This is a genomic window from Pseudomonas abyssi (genome assembly GCF_003444685.1).
Taxonomy (GTDB): domain Bacteria; phylum Pseudomonadota; class Gammaproteobacteria; order Pseudomonadales; family Pseudomonadaceae; genus Halopseudomonas; species Halopseudomonas abyssi.
On sequence record NZ_LMAZ01000001.1, the window covers coordinates 923,972 to 943,470 of the forward strand.

15 protein-coding genes are annotated in these 19,499 nt (G+C 60.9%); 8 read left to right on the plus strand and 7 right to left on the minus strand.

The annotated features are described in order from the left end of the window. The first annotated feature begins 162 nt into the window (after window positions 1–162). From ASB58_RS04330 to ASB58_RS04345, 4 genes are all read left to right on the plus strand, one after another. Window positions 163–1,977: a DUF1302 domain-containing protein gene (locus tag ASB58_RS04330; RefSeq protein WP_235827214.1), complete on the plus strand. Its 1,815-nt coding sequence runs from the start codon at window positions 163–165 to the stop codon at window positions 1,975–1,977. Window positions 1,978–2,012: 35 nt separating this feature from the next. Beyond that, window positions 2,013–3,377, plus strand: a complete 1,365-nt coding sequence (locus ASB58_RS04335) for a DUF1329 domain-containing protein (protein ID WP_118129993.1) — start codon at window positions 2,013–2,015, stop codon at window positions 3,375–3,377. Window positions 3,378–3,529: 152 nt separating this feature from the next. Continuing rightward, complete coding sequence (locus ASB58_RS04340) at window positions 3,530–4,837, plus strand: DEAD/DEAH box helicase (protein WP_118129468.1); 1,308 nt, start codon at window positions 3,530–3,532, stop codon at window positions 4,835–4,837. Between the two features lie 449 nt (window positions 4,838–5,286). Next, window positions 5,287–6,354: a 3-deoxy-7-phosphoheptulonate synthase gene (locus tag ASB58_RS04345; RefSeq protein ID WP_118129469.1), complete on the plus strand. Its 1,068-nt coding sequence runs from the start codon at window positions 5,287–5,289 to the stop codon at window positions 6,352–6,354. 154 nt (window positions 6,355–6,508) lie between these two features. On the opposite strand, the gene ASB58_RS04350 is transcribed toward ASB58_RS04345, so the two are convergent. From ASB58_RS04350 to ASB58_RS04360, 3 genes are all read right to left on the minus strand, one after another. Then, entirely contained in the window at window positions 6,509–7,693 is a 1,185-nt protein-coding gene (locus ASB58_RS04350) for a multidrug effflux MFS transporter (RefSeq protein ID WP_118129470.1), read from the minus strand. Continuing rightward, entirely contained in the window at window positions 7,690–8,508 is an 819-nt protein-coding gene (locus ASB58_RS04355) for an alpha/beta hydrolase (RefSeq protein ID WP_118129471.1), read from the minus strand. Before ASB58_RS04355 ends, ASB58_RS04350 begins: the two co-directional genes overlap by 4 nt. Before the next feature lie 272 nt (window positions 8,509–8,780). Further along, a complete protein-coding gene (locus ASB58_RS04360) occupies window positions 8,781–9,710 on the minus strand; it encodes a LysR family transcriptional regulator (RefSeq protein ID WP_096003715.1) in 930 nt (309 codons plus the stop codon). 128 nt (window positions 9,711–9,838) lie between these two features. Here ASB58_RS04360 and ASB58_RS04365 point away from each other — a divergent pair, with 128 nt between their 5' ends. The 3 genes from ASB58_RS04365 to ASB58_RS04375 all read left to right on the plus strand — a co-directional run bounded on the left by ASB58_RS04365 (window position 9,839) and on the right by ASB58_RS04375 (window position 14,018). After that, complete coding sequence (locus tag ASB58_RS04365) at window positions 9,839–11,179, plus strand: omega-aminotransferase AptA (protein WP_096003716.1); 1,341 nt, start codon at window positions 9,839–9,841, stop codon at window positions 11,177–11,179. 52 nt (window positions 11,180–11,231) lie between these two features. After that, entirely contained in the window at window positions 11,232–12,728 is a 1,497-nt protein-coding gene (locus ASB58_RS04370) for a CoA-acylating methylmalonate-semialdehyde dehydrogenase (protein ID WP_118129472.1), read from the plus strand. A gap of 198 nt (window positions 12,729–12,926) precedes the next feature. Beyond that, window positions 12,927–14,018, plus strand: a complete 1,092-nt coding sequence (locus ASB58_RS04375) for a GGDEF domain-containing protein (RefSeq protein WP_118129473.1) — start codon at window positions 12,927–12,929, stop codon at window positions 14,016–14,018. A 4-nt stretch (window positions 14,019–14,022) separates the two neighbouring features. On the opposite strand, the gene ASB58_RS04380 is transcribed toward ASB58_RS04375, so the two are convergent. Both ASB58_RS04380 and ASB58_RS04385 read right to left on the minus strand, forming a co-directional pair. Beyond that, entirely contained in the window at window positions 14,023–14,838 is an 816-nt protein-coding gene (locus tag ASB58_RS04380; protein ID WP_096003719.1) for an inositol monophosphatase family protein, read from the minus strand. Between the two features lie 65 nt (window positions 14,839–14,903). Further along, window positions 14,904–15,065, minus strand: a complete 162-nt coding sequence (locus ASB58_RS04385; protein WP_118129474.1) for a YjiS-like domain-containing protein — start codon at window positions 15,063–15,065, stop codon at window positions 14,904–14,906. 165 nt (window positions 15,066–15,230) lie between these two features. Between ASB58_RS04385 and ASB58_RS04390 the strand changes: the two genes are divergently transcribed. After that, complete coding sequence (locus ASB58_RS04390; protein ID WP_118129475.1) at window positions 15,231–16,640, plus strand: aminotransferase-like domain-containing protein; 1,410 nt, start codon at window positions 15,231–15,233, stop codon at window positions 16,638–16,640. A 43-nt stretch (window positions 16,641–16,683) separates the two neighbouring features. Here ASB58_RS04390 and rloA3 read toward each other — a convergent pair whose 3' ends face one another. Both rloA3 and ASB58_RS04400 read right to left on the minus strand, forming a co-directional pair. Then, window positions 16,684–17,208 (minus strand): retropepsin-like aspartic peptidase RloA3, encoded by a 525-nt coding sequence (gene rloA3 / locus ASB58_RS04395; RefSeq protein WP_096003722.1) that lies wholly within the window; start codon window positions 17,206–17,208, stop codon window positions 16,684–16,686. 478 nt (window positions 17,209–17,686) lie between these two features. Continuing rightward, window positions 17,687–19,303, minus strand: coding sequence for an SMP-30/gluconolactonase/LRE family protein (locus ASB58_RS04400; RefSeq protein ID WP_118129476.1), 1,617 nt, complete (start codon window positions 19,301–19,303; stop codon window positions 17,687–17,689). Window positions 19,304–19,499 lie beyond the last annotated feature (196 nt).

Genomic DNA, 19,499 nt, shown 5'->3' on the forward strand with positions numbered 1-19,499 from the left:
CAGGGGTATTCAGAGCGTGAATGTCCTTAGCGGCCAAAAAACTCGTCCTAATCGGCCAAATCGCCTTCCAATCTCATGACAGACTTGTCCCCGGTGCTAGACGGCTTGCGTCGTCTTGGACCCATGATTCAAATCTAACGGAGCAGCACAATGACAAAAAAAATGCATGCTTGGTCTCTGGCCGCATTGCCGCTGGCAATTGGCCTGGCCAGTTTCTCTGGATCGGCTGGGGCAGTTAACTTCAACATCGGCGACGTCGAAGCACAGCTGGACTCGCAAATCTCCATCGGTATGAGTGTCTCTACAGCTGATGCAGATAAGCGCTTTATCCATAACGCCACCGCCATCGATGGCGACCCGCAAGGCGGCAAGGCTGTTGCTCGTACCTCTGACGATGGCCGTCTGAACTACGAGAAGGGCGATATCTTCTCCAAAATCTTCCGCGGCGTGCATGACCTTGAGTTGCGTTATGGCAACTCTGGTGCTTTTGTACGTGGCAAGTACTGGTACGACTTTGAAACCAAAGACGGCAGCCAGGAATTCTACAACATCGACGACTCAGGCCGTCCGCCGCTGGTCAAGGGCGCAGGCGTAGCGCTGCTCGATGCCTTTGTGTATCACAACTACTTCATCGGCAATAACCCGGGTAACATCCGTCTGGGTCGCCAGGTTGTGAGCTGGGGCGAATCCACCTTTATCGGTAACTCCATCAACTCCATCAACCCGATCGACGTGGCTGCCTTCCGTCGTCCGGGCGCCGAGATCAAGGAAGGTCTGCTGCCGGTCGAGATGATCTATCTCTCCCAGGGCCTGACCGAAAACCTGAGCATGGAGGCCTTCTACCAGCTCAAGTGGCATCCGTACGCGATTGACAACTGCGGTACCTTCTTCGGTGCTGACACATTGGCTACCGGCTGTAATGATCGCTTGGTTTATGCCGGTGCTGACTCCCCGCAGGGCGATCCGACCCTCAATAATCGCATCATCGCTCGCAGCGAAAAGGATCGCGAGGCAAAAGATGAGGGGCAGTTCGGTGTTGCATTCCGCTGGTTTGTGCCGGAGTTGAACGACTCCGAGTTCGGCCTGTACGCAATGAACTACCACAGCCGCACTCCGATTTACTCGAACACTGTGGGTACTGGCGCAGTTGGCGGTCCGGCTACCCCCGGTCTCGGCGGAACTCTTGGTCACGCGGGTTACTTTTTTGAGTACCCAGAAGATATTCGCCTGTATGGCGTAAGCTTCCAGACCTCCGTAGCTGGCACTTCCTTGGGCGGTGAGTTCAGCTATCGTCCCAACATGCCGATGCAGATTAACACTGGTGATATGAGCCGGACTGCACTCTTGGCTGCTGCCGGTATTCCTGGATCTGATAACACCCACCAAGGCCTCGAAGGCGCGGTAGGCCCGGGTGACTATCTGGCTGGCTATCACCGCAACGAGTTTTACCAGGCGCAGGTCACCGCGATCCGCTTCATTGAACGTGTACTGGGCGCTAGCCGTCTGGCTCTCGTCGGTGAGGTCGGTGCCAACTACATCGGCGGTCTGGGTGATACTACCAAGTACGGTCGTGACTCCCTGTTTGGCCAGAGCCCGTATGTTGCTGGTGACACCGGTGCGGAGGGCACCTGTGCCTCTCAGGCTGGTAACGCTGCCTCTGACGGCTACCAAAACAGCTGGTGTGAAAACGATGGTTTCTACACCGACTGGTCTTGGGGCTATCGTCTGCGTGCGTCTCTGGACTACAGCAACGTTATCGCCGGTATCAACCTGAGCCCGAGCGTGTCCTGGTCGCATGACGTCGAAGGTTACGGTCCGAACTTCACTGAAAATGCCAAGGCTATCAGCCTGGGTCTGAACGCGGACTACGCCAACAAGTACAACGCCAGCCTGAGCTACACCAACTTCTTTGATGGCAAGTACAACACTTCGGTTGACCGCGACTTCGCGGCCGTCAGCTTCAGCGTAAGCTTCTGATCTGGCTGACCATAAGGAGAAATAACAATATGCGTATGCAACAAACTCTACTGGGTGTCGGTGGTCTGGCTCTGAGCCTGATGGCATCCTCCGTTATGGCGCAGACCCTGACCCAGGCTGAAATTGATCAGCTGGGCACCAGCCTGACTCCGATTGGGGCAGAAAAGGCCGGTAATGCTGCAGGCACCATTCCCGAGTGGACTGGTGGTCTGTCCCCTAACGCGGGTCAAGCGCTGGGCGACAACTTCTACGAAGATCCCTACGCTGATCAACAGCCGGAATTCGTAATCACCGCGCAGAACTACCAGCAGTACAAGGACAACCTGACCCCGGGTCAGATTGCGATGTTCGAGCGTTATCCGGAAACCTTCAAAATGCCGGTCTACAAGACTGAGCGTAGCGTTGGCTACCCGCAGGAAGTCTATGATCAGGTCAAGGCCACTGCTGGTCAGGCCAAGCTGGTCAACGGTGGTGACGGTATCTCCGATTTCTCGCACGGCACCTTTGCCTTCCCGATTCCCAAATCGGGCGCAGAGATCATCTGGAACCACAACACCCGCTATCGCCTGAACGTGCATCGCTGGTACATGCAGGCCATGCCGCAAACCAACGGCTCGTTCACGCTGATCAAGCTGGAAGAGGAAGTCGGTTATCCGCAGCAGATGAGCGATGTTGACGAATCGACCATGCCCAACACCCTGCTGTTCTTCAAGCAGCGCGTAAACGCGCCGGCTCGTCTGGCGGGTAACGTACTGCTGGTGCACGACAGCCTGGATCAGCTGAAAGAGCCGCGCATGGCGTGGGTATACAACGCCGGTCAGCGCCGCGTACGTCGCGCTCCGCAGGTTGCCTACGACGGCCCGGGTACCGCGTCTGACGGGATGCGTACTTCTGACAACTTCGCTATGTATAACGGTGCTCCGGACCGTTACAACTGGCAGCTGGTTGGCAAGAAGGAAGTCTACATTCCCTACAACAGCGGCAAGCTGACCCGTCGTGGCACCGAGTACGGCGATGTGCTGCAGGCTGGCCACATCAACCCCGACTTCACCCGTTTCGAACTGCACCGTGTGTGGGAGGTACAGGGTAACGTCAAGGAAGGTCAACGCCACATCTACGCACAGCGTAACTTCTTTGTGGATGAAGACTCCTGGATGATTGCGCTGGCGGACCACTACGATGGTCGTGGTACGCTCTGGCGTGTAGGTGAAGGCCACATCGGCTTCAACTACGCAAACCAGATCCCGGGCTACTCCATCGAGACCCTGTATGACCTGCTGGCCGGCCGTTACATTGCCCTTGGCATGTACACCGAAGAAGTGTCCGGTCCGGACTTCGACTTCGAGCCGAACTACAATCAGTTCACTCCGGCTGCCCTGCGTGCTTCGGGTATCCGCTAAGTTCTGATGCTGCTTTGATGTTTGGGTTTTAGGGGGTATCTTCGGATACCCCCTTTTTTCGTTATTATCCTGCCTGCTTTCCCTGAGTCCGGCCGGCCAGTCTGCTAAACTGCGTGCTTGTCCCGAGCAGATCAACCGACCGAGTAACTCTTTTGTTCAGTGAACTCCCATTGCACGAGCGCTTGCTGAAAGCGCTTGCCGAACTGTCCTTCCAGCAGCCAACAGAGGTGCAGCAACAGGCCATTCCTGCTGCCATCGAAGGGCGCGATCTTTACGTCATCGCACAAACCGGTAGCGGCAAGACCGCCGCCTATGTGCTGCCCATCCTGCAACGTCTGATGCAGGACGACAGCAAGCCCCTGGCCCCGCGCGGGCTGATTCTGGTACCGACGCGCGAGCTGGCAAGGCAGGTGCTCAAGGACATTGCCGCGCTGGCGCAGTTCACCTTTCTCAAGGCGGAGCAGGTCACCGGGGGCGAGGACTTCAAGGTGCAGGCCGCGCGGCTGCGCAAGAATCCGGATATTGTGGTTGCCACGCCAGGGCGTGCGCTGGAGCAGTTGACCGCTGGCAATCTGGAGTTGACGGCGGTGCAGACTCTGGTGCTGGATGAAGCCGATCGCATGCTGGACATGGGCTTTTCCGAGGACGTGGGCAAGTTGGCAGAGGCCTGTCCCGAGCAGCGTCAAACCATGCTGTTCTCAGCGACCAAGGGTAACCGCGGTTTGCAACGCATGATTGATACCGTGCTGACCGAGCCGCAGATTCTTGAGCTGAACTCGGTACGTGATGACACCCCAAGCATTACCCAGCAGGTTATCCCGGCGGATGACAATGCGCACAAGGAAGCCATGCTCAAGTGGCTGATGCTGAACCAGGGCGAAGGCAAGACCATTGTCTTTACCAACACTCGGGTAATGGCTGATCGCATCAACGGCGTGCTGCGCGCCCTCGACCTGCGCGTGTATGTGCTGCACGGCGAGAAGGACCAGAAAGACCGCTACATGGCGGTTGAGCGCTTCAAGCAGGGCGCCAACGGCATTCTGGTGGCGACCGATGTTGCTGCCCGTGGTCTGGATATCGTCGAGCTGGATCGGGTGGTCAACTTTGACATGCCGCGCAGCGGCGACGACTACCTGCATCGGGTTGGCCGTACCGGCCGTGCTGGCGCTGAAGGCCTGGCGATCTCGCTGGTCAGTCCGCATGAGTGGAACCTGATGTCGAGCATTGAGCGCTATCTGCGTCGTCAGTTCGAGCGTCGCTTGCTGGCGGAGGTGCCGGGCAGCTTCAAGGGTCCGAAGAAGGTCAAGTCATCGGGCAAGCCGGTGGGGGCCAAAAAGAAGAAAGACGGCAAAAAGGTTGCCAAGCCGAAGAAACCCAAAGCAGGCAAGCGTCCGTCCCGTCCACCGGTAGGACAGGTGGTGACGTCATCTGACGGTCTGGCGCCGCCTAAACGCCGCTGACGCTGCGCCAGGGGTTGCGCACTCCCTGGCCGATCCGTTAGAGTCGAGTCATCATTCAAAGGTAACCATGCCATGACGCTTCGCACCGCACAGATCAACACCGCCAGCACCCTGCGTGCTGTCGCTGCTGCGCGCGCGTCAATCGGTTACTTTTATTTTGGGTATTGGTTTAGCCAAAGGCGCGCCTGATACCCCACAGGCGCCCTGAATTGACGGGTCGCCACCAGAGAATCAAAAAAAACCCCGGTCGGCCTCCCGACCGGGGTTTTTTATTTGGCTTTGATTTTTACTGACTTTGAGGACTGACCATGTACGTACCACGCACTTTTTACCCCCGTTCTTACCGCAGCTGGCGATTTTGCACTGGCACTCTGAGCACACGACATTCTCTCGATCGAACACCTGGATAGCGCTGCGGCGGCAGGACCGCCCAGCTAAGGAAGCAAAAGATGACCGCCACTGTAACCGCACTTGCCAGCGCAGCGCCGACCACGCAAAGCGCCGCCCGCCGTACCCACACTTTGCCGACGCCAGCCCAGCTGCGCGAGCGCCTGCCGTTGAGCCAGGCTCAGGCTGACGCCATTGAGGCGCACCGCCAGGCTATCCGAGACATTCTTGCTGGCCGGGATGACCGCCTGCTGGTCATTACCGGCCCCTGTTCGCTGCACGACGCCGACGCTGCCGTCGAGTACGCGGAACGTCTGGCTGCGCTGCAGGCCCGCGTGGCTGATCGCTTGCTGCTGGTGATGCGCGCCTACGTCGAGAAGCCGCGTACCACGGTAGGCTGGAAGGGCATGCTCTACGACCCGCAGCTGGACGGCAGCGGCGATATGGCGGCGGGTCTGGCGCTGTCCCGTCGTACCATGTTGGCGATTACTGAACTGGGGCTGCCCATTGCGACCGAGCTGCTGCAGCCGCTGGCGGCCAGCTACCTGGATGACTTGCTGAGCTGGGGCTGTATCGGCGCACGCACCAGTGAGTCGCAGATTCATCGCGAGCTGGTCAGTGGCCTGCACCTGCCTGTCGGCTTCAAGAACGGAACCGACGGCAGTCTGACTGTCGCCTGTGATGCGATGCGCTCGGCACGGCATCCGCACCAGCATTTCGGCGTAGACATGCATGGGCGTCCGGCGCTGATTGAAACCGCCGGTAACCCGGATACCCATATCGTACTGCGCGGTGGTCACAGTGGTCCGAACTACCAGGCCGATGCCGTCGCCAAGGTGCGTGCGGACCTGGAGCGTCTGGGCATGCCGGTCGCAATGGTGGTGGACTGCAGTCACGCCAACAGTGGCAAGGATCCGTTGCGGCAGCCCGAGGTGTTGGCCGACGTTGTGGCCCAGCGGGCAGCGGGCGAGACTGGTCTGCGGGGCGTGATGCTGGAAAGCCATCTGTTCGATGGCTGCCAACCGCTGTCGGGCGAGTTGCGCTACGGCGTATCCATCACGGACGGATGCCTGGGCTGGGAGGCGACCGAGCGCTCGCTGATCGACGCTGCCGACCAGTTGCGCTGCTGATACTCATGTTGCCGCCGCCCAGTTGGTCGGCGGCTCGCCTGTTTCGGCCACCAGTCGGTCAACGTCGGCGGTCACCGCCTCAAGCGTGATGGCCGCCCATCGCTGCTTTCTGTCGCAGGCCGGGTGCTCGCTCGTCGATGCCCAGCGATGACTGTCAGGCGGGCTGTGGGGCGGTGTTTGCCTGATGCAGGAAAAATCCCGTCAGCGAGCACACCGCGGCGCCGCTGAGCAGCAGGCCCAAGGTCAACGCGGGTGGCAGGGCGACGGCGCTGATAAACCCGCTACCGATGGCGGCAATCGTCATCTGGAGAAAGCCCAGCAGGGATGACGCCAGTCCCGCCTGTTGAGCGAAAGGTTGCAGGGTGACCGCGGTGCCCAATGGGTTGATGACGCCCATGCCCGCCAGGAACAGGCAGATTGCCAGGGTGAATTGCGCAAGGCTCTGGCCTTCATGCATGAGCACCTGAAGCACGCCGCCGGACAGGGCGAGCAGGCTGCCGACAATGATGACCTGAGTGGCGCCCCAGCGCAGGGCCAGGCGCGGGGCAAGAATGCCCGCGCTGAACACCACCAGCACCGTCGCGGCGAAGAACAACCCGAGCTGCAGGCTGCTGTATCCCATGTCACGCATCATGATGATTGGCGCGGAGGCGAAGAAGGCGTACAGCCCGCCAATGACCGTGCTGACGGCGAGTGCTGGCAGGGCAAAGCGGCGGTCGCTGGCGAGGTGCAGATAGGCCCGCGCGATGTTGCCTGCCGTCATGCTGAACCGTGCCGAAGGTTCGTGGCTCTCCCCCATGAACAAACTGTGGCTGATGATCAGCACGACCCCCGCCAGGGCCACCAGTACAAAGCTGGTGCGCCAGCCAAACTGACTGTCGATCAGGCTGCCGAGCAGGGGAGAGAAGCCGGGCGCGGCAGCCATGGCGACCATGATGAAGGCCAGTGCCTTGGCCAGCAGCGGGCCGTCATACAGGTCACGAGCCACCGCGCGCGCCAGGACTGATGCAGCGCACACGCCCGCGGCCTGCGTCACTCTGGCTGCGATCATGGTGTTGAGGTCGCTCGCCCAGGCGCCGAGCAGACTGCCGAGCACAAACAGGGTCAGGCCACCGAGAATCAGCGGTCGACGACCATAGCGATCAGACAGTGGCCCGACCAGCAATTGTCCCAGGGCAAACACGATGAAGAAGCTGCTGAGCGTCAGTGCCATCTCGTCGGCACTGGCATTCAGCGCCGTGGCCATTGCGGGGAAGGACGGCAGAATGATGGTGGTCGACAGGGTGCCTATGGCGGCCAGGCCGGAGAGCAGCACCAGGTTGCCGGTTGAGGTACTCATGCGCGGGCACCGGCTGTTGGGGCGCTGATGAGCAGCGCGCAGCAGCGGTCGATCACTTGCGGGTCGGTGAGGATGCGTCTGTGGCCCAGCCCCTCCAGTTCGACCAGCTCGGCGGCAGACCAGTGTTTGTGCAGGTCTTTCGAGGCGGCGAAGGGTACGACGCGGTCTGCCGGGTCATGCAGAATCAGCCCCGGATGCTGCAAGCCGTGCTTCAGGGCGTCGATGTCTGCAGCGCTGGTCTCGCAGCCGATGTGCTGTTCCACCCAGGCATGAAATTGCTGTTGCTCCTCGGCATCCAATCGGTATCCCAAGGCCTGCAGTTTGACCATCGGTGTGAGCGAGGAGGGGCCGCAGAGGTGGGCGCTGGCCTTGACCTGAAGGCCGTTGGCGAAGGCCATCAACGAGGCGGCCGAGCCAAGCGAGTGGGCGATGATACCGTGGATGGGACCAAGACTCTCTGCCACGGCGGAGAGTGCGCGGCCTGCGTGTACCGGGCTGCTCAGCTCGCCGCCTGAGTCGCCATGGGCCGGGAGGTCAAACAGCGTGACCGCGAAACCGGCGCGTACCAGTGGTTCGACATAGCCAGCCAGGTGCGAGCCGCGGCTGTCCCAGCCATGTACCAGCAACACCTGGGGGCCAAGTCCAAAGCGCCACAGGGCGATATCGCCGTCCTCGAAGGGCAGCACGCTGTGCTGAGCCTGAGCCAGCAAACTGCGCTCCAGACTGCTGGCCTGAATACGTTGCGGCACGCTGAAAGCGCGGCAGGCGCTGTCGAGTGCGGATGAAGGGGCGGCGCTGGCGTGCTGGCTGGTCATGGCGGTGCTCCAAATTTATATGATGGTGTTAATGTAATTTAAATGTCGCTCATCATTCTAAGGCGGTCAAGGCTTTTTTCAGGAACTCTGCTGTCTGGCCCTGTGTGCGGGCAGCTGGGGGTGTGGGTGTTGCGAGTTAGGCGGAACGGATTAGGGAAGCACTGATTAACGCTGCACGCTTGAGCACTCGTAGAGAGCGTGTGGAATTAATCAGTGCTTCCTAAGTCGGCTGCGGCAAGGTTGGTGATGCCGATCAGCGGCCTTGCTGCAGATCAGCTGGCGGACGTGTCGCCAGCCAGGGCATCAAGGAAACTCTCCAGCACCAGGTGCGGGCGCCGACCTTTGCGTGTCACCGCGGACAGCACCAGGTCGTAGTAATAGCGAGCGGGATCAAGCGCGCGCATGCGGCCACTGGTAACCCACTGGGCGGCGTAGTGGTCTGGCAGGTAGCCGATGTAGTGACCGGTCAGCAACAGAAAGGCAATACCCTCGCGGTCGGATGCTGTGGCGGTGCAGCGCAACTGCTGAAACTGTTCCTGCACCTCGGCGGGTACGCGAAAGCTGGGGGAGATGGCATCGTGGCGCTGCAGCTCTTGTCGAGTAAGCTGGCTGTCTTCCAGCTCAAACAGGGGGTGGCCAGCGGCGCAGTAGAGTTCGGCGCGTTCGCTGTATAGCGGTTGGTACTCCAAGCCGGAGAGAGCGCCTACCTGTGGAATTACGCCCACATGCAGGCGGCCATCGAGTACGCCCTGTTCAACCTGTCCCGGCGCCGACATGCTGATCTGGATGCGCACGTCCGGGCCGCGTGTTTTCAGACCTGCCAGCGCGTGGGTAACGCGCATGTGGGGCATGGTGACCAGGTTGTCGGTCAGTCCGATGTTGAGTTCACCGCGCAGGTGCTGGTGCAGCCCGTTGACCTCGGTGCGGAAGTTTTCCAGCGCGGAGAACAATTGCAGCGCCGCCTGATACACCTCGCGTCCATCCTCGGTCATGGCAAAGCCGGCGCGGCCACGCTGGCACAGGCGCAAGCCCAGGCGCTGCTCCAGGTCGCTCATTTGCTGGCTAATGGCCGAGCGGCCGATGCCCAGTACGCTTTCAGCCACGGAAAAGCCGCCGCATTCAACCACTGTGCGGAACACGCGCAGCAGGCGCAGATCAATATCTGACAACTGGGCCAGAGGCGTAGAACGACGGTTTTTCATAGTTTAGTAGTTGCCAAACTGAAGGTATAAAAAGTCATGTTTTATCATAACTTTTGCTGTGGCAACGTATGTGCATTGAAAACACTGGCGTAGACGCGCCTTTTGCCGACTTATCGTGAGGCACCACCATGCAAGACCACAGCACCGAACAGCTCGCCAGCCAGCTCAAACTGGATGCGCACTGGATGCCGTTTTCCGCCAACCGCAACTTTCATCGTGATCCGCGCCTGATTGTCGCCGCCGAGGGTAGTTGGCTGACTGACGCTGATGGTCGTCGCATTTACGACAGTCTGTCTGGCCTTTGGACCTGCGGGGCAGGGCACTCGCGCAGCGAGATCCAGCAGGCGGTGGCGAAACAGCTCGGCACGCTGGATTACTCGCCCGGTTTCCAGTTTGGTCATCCGTTGTCGTTTCAGCTGGCCGAGCAGGTGGCGGCCAAATTGCCGGGTGACTTGAATCACCTGTTCTTTACCAACTCCGGTTCCGAGTGTGCGGACACGGCGGTGAAGATGGCGCGGGCCTACTGGCGCCTCAAGGGCCAGCCAAACAAGGCGCGGATGATCGGCCGTGCCCGTGGTTATCACGGTGTGAATATCGCGGGCACCAGCCTGGGTGGGATCGGTGGCAACCGCAAGATGTTTGGTCAGCTGATGGAGGCCGATCACCTGCCGCACACGCTGCAGCCGGGCATGGCCTTTACCCGCGGTATGGCCGAGACCGGTGGTGTCGAGCTGGCCAACGAGATGCTCAAGCTGATCGAGCTGCATGATGCATCGAACATTGCTGCGGTAATCGTTGAGCCGATGTCTGGCTCGGCCGGTGCCATTGTGCCGCCGCAGGGTTACTTGCAGCGCCTGCGCGAGATTTGCGATCAGCACGATATTCTGCTGATCTTTGACGAGGTGATTACCGGCTTGGGGCGACTTGGGCGCTGGACGGGGGCCGAGTATTTTGGTGTTACCCCGGACATCATGAACCTGGCCAAGCAGATCACCAATGGCGCCATTCCCATGGGGGCGGTGGCGGTTACTGGGGAGATTTATCAGGCTTTCATGCAGCAGAACACGCCGGAGCACGCAGTCGAGTTCGGCCACGGCTATACCTATTCGGCGCACCCGGTGGCCTGCGCCGCCGGACTGGCGACCATGAAACTGCTGGAGGATGACGCCCTGATTCAGCAGGCAGCCGACCTGGCGCCGCAGTTTGAGTCCATGCTGCATGGCCTGAAGGGAGCAAAGCACATCGTGGATATCCGCAATTGTGGTCTGGCTGGCGCCATTCAGCTGGCCCCGCGCGGCGGCGATCCGACCATCCGGCCCTTTGAAGCCGGCATGGCCTTGTGGAAGGCCGGTTTTTACGTGCGCTTTGGCGGTGACGCTCTGCAGTTCGGGCCCATGTTCAATGCCCGCCCCGAAGACCTGGACCGCGTATTCGATGCGGTTGGCAGCGTACTGAACACATTGGATTGAGCTTCAACCGGGGTGCCCGATGGCACCGCGTGACCCATTCAGGAGTTATGTGATGAGCAATATTACCCATCTGATCGACGGCCATCCGGTGGCCGGTACCGGCCGTAGCGCCGACGTATTCAACCCGTCCACCGGCACCGTCAGTGGTCAGGTGCCGCTGGCTGACGACGCCGTCATCCAGCAGGCCATTGACTCGGCCAAGGCCGCATTCCCGGCCTGGCGCCGCACGCCGGCCGCCAAGCGCGCGCAGATCATGTTCCGCTTCAAGCAACTGCTGGAAGAGAACGAAAACACCATTGCCGAAATGATCAGCGCCGAGCATGGCAAGACCATTGAAGACGCGGTTGGTGAGCTCAAGCGCGGTATCGAGAATGTAGAGTACGCCTGCGCAGCACCGGAAATCCTGAAGGGGGAATACAGCCGTAACACTGGCCCGGATATCGACGCCTGGAGCGACTTTCAGCCAGTTGGTGTGGTGGCCGGCATCACCCCGTTCAACTTCCCGGCCATGGTGCCGCTGTGGATGTATCCGCTGGCCATCGTTTGCGGTAACTGCTTCATCCTCAAGCCCTCCGAGCGTGACCCGAGTTCAACGCTGTTTATTGCCGAGCTGCTGCATCAGGCCGGTCTGCCCAATGGGGTGCTGAACGTTGTGCACGGTGACAAGCAGGCGGTAGACGCGCTGATCGCAGCCCCGGAGGTCAAGGCGCTGAGTTTTGTCGGTTCTACCCCGATCGCTGAATACATCTACGCCGAAGGCACCAAGCGCGGCAAGCGGGTGCAGGCGCTGGGCGGCGCCAAGAACCACGCGGTACTGATGCCCGATGCGGATCTGGATAACGCCGTCAGCGCGTTGATGGGCGCAGCCTACGGCTCCTGCGGCGAGCGTTGCATGGCCATTTCGGTGGCTGTCTGTGTGGGTGATCAGGTGGCGGATGCGCTGGTCGAGAAACTGGTGCCGCAGATCAAGGCGCTGAAAGTCGGCCCAGGCACTACCTGTGGCCTGGATATGGGCCCGCTGGTGACCGGTCAGCATCTGGACAAGGTGACCGGGTATGTTGAGGACGGTGTGAGCGCCGGTGCCGAGCTGGTGGTCGATGGCCGTGGCTTGAGCATTGATGGTCACGAAAAGGGCTTCTTCCTCGGCGGTTGCCTGTTTGATCGTGTGACCCCCGAGATGCGCATCTATCAGGAAGAGATTTTTGGCCCGGTATTGTGCGTTGTGCGGGTCAACAGCCTGGAAGAGGCCATGCAGCTGATCAATGATCACGAGTACGGCAACGGCACCTGCATCTTCACCCGTGACGGGGAGTCGGCGCGTCTGTTCTGCGATGAGATTGAAGTGGGTATGGTGGGTGTCAACGTGCCGCTGCCGGTACCGGTGGCCTACCACAGCTTTGGCGGCTGGAAGCGCTCGCTGTTTGGTGACCTGCATGCCTACGGTCCGGACGGGGTGCGTTTCTATACCCGCCGCAAGGCGATCACTCAACGTTGGCCCAAGCGCGCCAGCCATGAGGCCGCGCAGTTCGCCTTCCCCAGCAACGGCTGATCCGTCGTTATCCCAGGCCGCCGCCAGGCGGCCTTTTTTGTTGGCGGAAATAATATCTAATCTATTGTCTGGTGCGGCCGATAAAGCTCCCTAATTGCAATATGATGGCGCAAAACCGGCTTGGCCTTGGCGAACCGCCAGCCTACACTGGCCATCTTTCCGACGTAGTGCTACGGGTTCAGGAGCGAACGATCAGGCATGCCAGATAACAATAAGGCGAACATTCACCGTAGCGAGCAACGGCCGGAGTTCTGGGATCTGTCCATGCGCTGCTGCCAGTTGGCGGCAACGGTCGATATCTGTTTTTTTGCCATTTTCCTTTGGCTGGGATCACCGGTTCTGGCCTGGATCAACGTCATCAGTGTCGGTATGTACGCCTACGCCTACCGCGCCTTTCGCCAACGGCGCAACTATCTGGCGGTGATGCTGATTCGCATCGAAGTGCTGGTGCACGCCGCGCTTGGTGTGGTGTTGATCGGCTGGGACAGTGGGTTCCACTATTTCCTGCTGATGTTCATTCCCGCGTTGTTCGCCAGCATGCACCTGCGCAGTGCCTGGATTCTGGCCATCTGCCTGTGGGCCTATTACGTTGGACTCTATGTGCTGATGAGCTTGATTGAGCCGTTGCAACCGGTGTCCGATCGAGCGCTGCTGTACGTCAACATCTTCAACTTCACCGTTGTTTTTCTGATGTTTGCCTACCTGACCATGTATTACGTGATCACGGTCACTCGCGCCCATCGCCGGCTGGCGCGCATGGCAACTACCGATCCCTTGACCGGGCTGTTCAATCGTCGACATATGGTCGCCTTGACTGAAAAGCTGCGGGCCCGCGAGCAGCGTCAACCACGCAACCTGACGCTGATGCTGATGGATCTGGATCATTTCAAGGAAATCAACGACCAGTACGGACATGAGCTGGGTGACCGGGTGCTTGAGCGCGTCGCCGCCTTGCTGCGTGAGCAGGGCCGCGAGCAGGATTTTGTTGGCCGTTGGGGCGGTGAAGAGTTTCTGGTCGTCATGCCGGAGACGGATCCGACTCAAGCGCGGATAGCGGCTGAGCGTATACGGGCCGCCGTCGCTGCGCTCGATTGGAGCGATCTGCAGCCGGGCTTGCGTCAGGTGACCCTGTGCGCGGGTATCAGCCAGATGGAAGAACCGGAAAGTTTCAGCAGCGCGATTGCCCGCGCGGATCGCGCACTGTATCGCGGCAAGGCCCTTGGCCGTAACCGTGTCGAGGAGGCCGAGCCCAGCGACCACCCCGGTGCGGCGGTGGAGCTGTCGCTGTAAGGCGCTATTGCGCGTCCAGTGACGGGCCGATCATCGCGGCAACCTGATCGTAGACGCCGGGGCAGGCCACCAGATACGGGTTGCCCGAGAGCAGCCCGTCGCCGCGCAGAAAGTCATTGCTGCGCCCGCCGGATTCGGCCAGCAGCGCCAGCCCGGCGACGCAATCCCAGCTCTTCAGACGGGTCTCGTAGTAGCCGAGCAAGCGCCCGGCTGCGACATAAGCGGTCATCAGCGCGCCTGAGCCGTTGCGCAGGAACATCCCGCCGGCATCGAGCAACTTGCCCAGAAAGGGCATGAAGTGCTGTTTGCCTTCAGCATAAAAGGTGCCCACACCCAGCAGGCCGGCGCGCAGATCCTGTGCCTCACTCACACGCAGCGGCTGATCGTTGACCCAGGCGCCAATGCCGCGACCACCGTGGAAGAGTTCATCGTGGTTCGGGTCTGCGACGGCGCCGATGGCAGGAACACCATCAACCAACAGACCAACCGACACACACCAGTTGTGCAGCCCGTGCAGGAAGCAGGCGGTGCCGTCGATCGGATCAATCACCCAGACACAACGCGCATCCAGGCGCTCGGCGCCGGTTTCTTCACCGACAAAGCCGTCTGCCGGGAACTGCCTCATCAGCTCGGCCCTGATGAACTCCTCCAGTTCTCGATCGGCGGCGCTGACCACATCCTGGCTGAACCCGTCCTTGTGCTCGACGGCCAGCTGTTCGCGTTGGCGGTAGAGCTGCAGTCCCCGCTGCGCCGCTTCACGCGCCAGTTGGCAGGCGAGGCGATAGCGGCTGTCGAGGTCAAGTGGGTCGGTGGCATGCATGGTGTGGATCCGGCTGAGAGAAAGCGCAGAGCCTACTCAATTCTGCCCCTTCTGGTAAGGGCAGATTAGCCTCGCTTGCGCAGCAGCGGTTGTTTGAGGGCGCGTTCCAGTGCTGCCCGATCCTGACCGATGTCAGCCAACAGGCGGTCGTCCAGGCGTAGCAGTCGGCGGCAGGTCTGCCTGCGCCGCAGGCCAGTGCGTAGCTGGGTGAACCAGTGTGTCGTCATGTCCCATCCTCTAGCGATGCTTGACGCCACTGTAAGGAAGGTGCTGAATTTGATACAGATTCAGGTTTCCTGTTTTTTATTGATACAGATGGCGGAAAATGGCGGCTGTATTCCGCCTGTGGGCGTTATCTGTATTGGTTTTTTGGCGTGTGTTGAGGGGCTGTAATGAAACGCTATGAGCGGGTGGCTGCTGCGCTACAGCAGCGTATGGATCATGGCCTGTACCGGACGGGCGACCGTCTGCCCTCGATCCGCGAGTTGTGCGCCGAGTTTGCGGTAAGCGTCTCCACGGTGCAGACGGCCTATGCCGAACTCGAGTCGGCAGGTCTGGTCGAGGCCAGGCCCAAGTCCGGCTATTTTATGCAGGCGCGCCGGCGTCACGGGTTGCTGCCAGCGCCAAGCCGCCCGGCGCAGCGCCCGCTGGATGTGTCGCAGTGGGACGAGGTGTTGGCCCTGGTCAATCAGGCAGAGCACGAGGCCGGTCTGCGCTTGGGGAGCGGTTCACCGGATCTGACAGCGGTTACGCTGAAGCCGCTGCGCCGAGAGTTGTCGGCGCTGTATCGGCGCAACGAGCCGGCGTTGGACAACTACGACACCCTGGCCGGCAGTCTCGCCCTGAGACGGCAGCTGGCGCGGCTGGCCGGCGCGGCCGGTACGTCGCTGCATGAGGACGACATTGTCATCACCTCAGGCTGCCAGGAGTCGCTCTCCATCGCGATCCGCACCCTGACGACTCCGGGCGATGTGGTGGCGGTGGATTCGCCCAGCTTTTACGGCAGCATGCAGACGCTCAAGGCCCACGGGCTCAAGGCGCTTGAGTTGCCTACCGACCCCCGCAGCGGTATCAGCCTGCAAGCCTTGGAGCTGGCCCTTGAGCAGTGGCCGATCAAGGCTATCCAGCTGACTGCGACCAACAACAATCCGCTTGGCTTCACCATGCCCGATGAGCGCAAGCAGGCGCTGGTCCGTCTGGCGCAGCGTTTTGACGTAGCGATCATCGAAGATGATGTCTATGGCGACCTGGCATATACCGGGCCGCGGCCGCGAACCATCAAGTCGTGGGACGAGGACGGTAGGGTGCTGCTGTGCAGCGGTTTTTCCAAGACGCTGATGCCTTCATTGCGTTTGGGCTGGATTGCCCCCGGACGCTATCGTGAACAGGCCTTGCACATGAAGTTTGTGTCGACCGGTGCTACTGCAACCGTGCCGCAGCTGGCGGTGGCACGCTTCATTGAGAGGGGAGGCTACGAGCGTCACCTGCGTCAGGCGGTACGCCTTTATCAGCGTAACCTGGCGGTGATCCTGGGCTGGATTCAATCGCTGTTTCCGGCAGATATCGCCGTCAGCTGCCCGCAGGGCGGCTTTGTGTTGTGGGTCGAGTTGCAGGGAGTGGACTGCGTCAAGCTCAACGCCCGTCTTCAGCGCAATGGTATTCAGATCGCGCCGGGGGTGGTGTTCTCGGCGTCTGGCAAGTATCGGGATTGTTTGCGGATCAACCTGGTCAGGGCCGATGCTGAGGTAAAAGCGGCGTTGCAGCGCATGGCGCAGGAAGTAGACCAGCTACGCAGCCGGTGATGCGGGCGGGCGGACCTTGGCCGAGGTCCGCCCTGGGCCGTGATCAGGCGTTGTCTGTGCCGCAGTCCGGCTCGGCCGTGTAGGTGAGGTTGGAGTCGACATTACCGAGATTGTCCAATGTGCGGCGTCCCAGCAGCACCGGGTAGTGCATATTGCTGCGGTCTCGCAGGGAAAACTCTTCGTTGAGACGCTCGCCGGCAATGCACACGTCCATGCGCACAACCGGACGCTCTTCCGAGCCGCCGGCGCCGCGCACGCGCAGATCGCGCTCAAGCGGCCGCTCAAAGGTCTCGCTGATGATGCTCTCGGACTTCAAGTCTTCCAGTGCCACCTTGAAGCGCACCCAAGGCTGACCGTCGCGTTCAAAGCGCTCGATGTCTTCGGCGTGCATGGAGGAGGTCAGCGCGCCGGTATCCAGCTTGAATTTGACGGTCATGTCTGCGGGTTCGATAACGCCCTGTTCAATCCAGCCGAGGTTGCGCGATGTATCGGCATTGGCGGACAGCGGCAATGCGGCGGCAAGGGCAAGAGCGGTGGGAATAAACAGCGTTTTCAAGGTTGCAGGCATGGGTAGTCTCCTGAGGCTGCCAGTTCAATATGCATAAATGGACTAGCCGCACCTGGAATTGTTCCGCGTACGTTATCAGCAGCGGGTCGGTAATACGCTGCTATCGGGCTGTCACCGGGGGCAGAGGATGCAGTCTCGAAGCACAAGGTATCCTTGCCCCTGTGCACGCTTAGCCCGTCCACCAACTGTCTGCAACGCCTGTATTGATGCGGTCTTGCTGAGAGGCTGTGTTGTCGCAAGTAGCGTCTTGCGGGTGGCGGTTTACCGCGTCGAGGGCACTGATCGAGGCAGTGGGAGCGCGTCACCGGCCCGCTTGCCATACATATCGAGACACACTTAGCGCGTCGGTCGGTGCATGGCTCGGGCAACAGCGCCCCCGGAAACGGGGGCGCTGTGCGTTTGGCTTGAGTGATTGTTGCTGATGCGGCCTTGGTCCGTCCTCTTGCGGTCCATACTCGCCATCTCGGCGCGCTGGTTGTCAGTTCGGAGCAAGGCGATACAGGCCATTGTCGATATCGGAAGGGAAGAAGATCTGACCCTGCGCATCGATAGCCAGGCCCGTCGGCAGGCCGGTGGGCGGCATGCCGGGGCCGGGTTTCAGGCCGATGGGCAGGTTGTCGGCGGCGACTTCGGTCGCGCCGCTTTGCGGGTCGATGATCAGCAGTCGTTGTGCGCTGGGCTCGGCGACCAGCAGCCGGCCGTCCGGCAGTTCGGCCAGCCCCTCCGGCAGCTGCAGACCGTTGGCCAGGGTATTGAGCGCACCGCTCTCGGGGTCGAAGCGGGTCAGCTCGCCGTTCATTTGGGTCAGGTAGACCATGCCGTCGCGGCCCCGAATCATCTGCACCGGCCCCTGCAGGCCGCTCGCTGCGTCGCTGCGCTGCGCCAGTTCCGGCCCGGACAGGCGCAGCAACTTACCGCTGCCCATTTCGCTGACCAGCACACTGCCGTCTTCCAGCTCTACCGCCGCGGAGGGCGCGTTCAAATGGTGGACCATGGCCAGGGTGCTGTTGTCGCTGCGGCTGATCAGTTGCAGGGTGCCGGTCGAGAAGCTGGTCACCAGCAGACGCTCGCGGCCCAGGCTGACATTGATCGGGTATTCGGCATCCGAGCCATGGGCGCGGCGCAGGTCGGTCACCTTGCCGCTGTCGGTATCGACCGCGCGCAGGGCAAAGACATCGGCCACATAAAGGGTTTTGCCATCTTCGCTGAGGGCCAGCCCGGCGGGCACCGCCAGGTCGCCGCCGACGATCTGCCGGGTATCGCCAGTCTGCGGGTTGACCTGCGTGATGCGGTTGTTGGCCATGTTGGAGACGTAGATACGGTCCTGGGCGTCCAGTGCCAGGTTGTCCAGTGAGCTGTCGAGCTGGGCAACGAGGCGGGTTTGCCCATTGTTTTGATCGACTTGTTTGAGCTGTCCGTGGAAAGTGTCGATGGCGTAGAGGTTGCCTTTGGAGTCGAAATTGGCGGCGGCCGGGATCGTGAAGTCGCTGGAAATGACCTTGATGTCGCCGTCAGCCGGGTTGATTCGCACTATCTGACCTTTGAACCAGAGCGGTCCGTACAGCCAGCCATCGCTGCCGACCTCAAACCCGTTGAAGCCGCCGATGTCCTTGGCGATCTGCCTTGGTGGCTGCTGTCCCGTGCGGTCGATCTCCCAGACCGCGTCACCGAGGAACACCTGACTGGCGTACAGCGCTCCGGTCTCGTCGTTGAAGTCCAGCGAGTTGATGCCGGGCAGGTCGGTTGCCAGCACCTGGATGGGGGCGTCGTCGTTCTCTCGATATAGCAGGCGGCCGGAGTAGAACCCGGTCCAGGCCATTTCGCCGTTGGGGCCGATGGCGATGTCGTCAGCCTGGCCATCGTCCGGGCCTATCAAGGTGCTCACCTCGCCGCTGTCGATGTCGACCTGATAGATGCTGTTGCCGACCACGCTGCCGGCGAGCAGACGGCCCTGCTTGTCGATGGCCAGGCCGTGAACGCCCTTGAAAGGAGAGGGGGCGACAATCTGTTCGGGTGCGGAGTAGTTGGTGGCTAACGCCAGAGGGGCAAGGCTGAATAGTCCGGCGAGCGTAAGAGTGCGAAGGCGCAATGTCATATTGGAGCTTCCTTGTTGTTGTTTTGCTCCGATTCTAGTCTTGGTTGACGGCGTTTGTGGGTGCAATCAGGCGGGGTTATGTCGGGGGATAAATGGTCTCTGTCATTCACGTGCTACGCGCTTCCCGAGGTACTCCACGCAATGCCGCAGGTAACAAAGTGCGATCGCTGTTGAAGAATGCACGGTGCCACTCCCC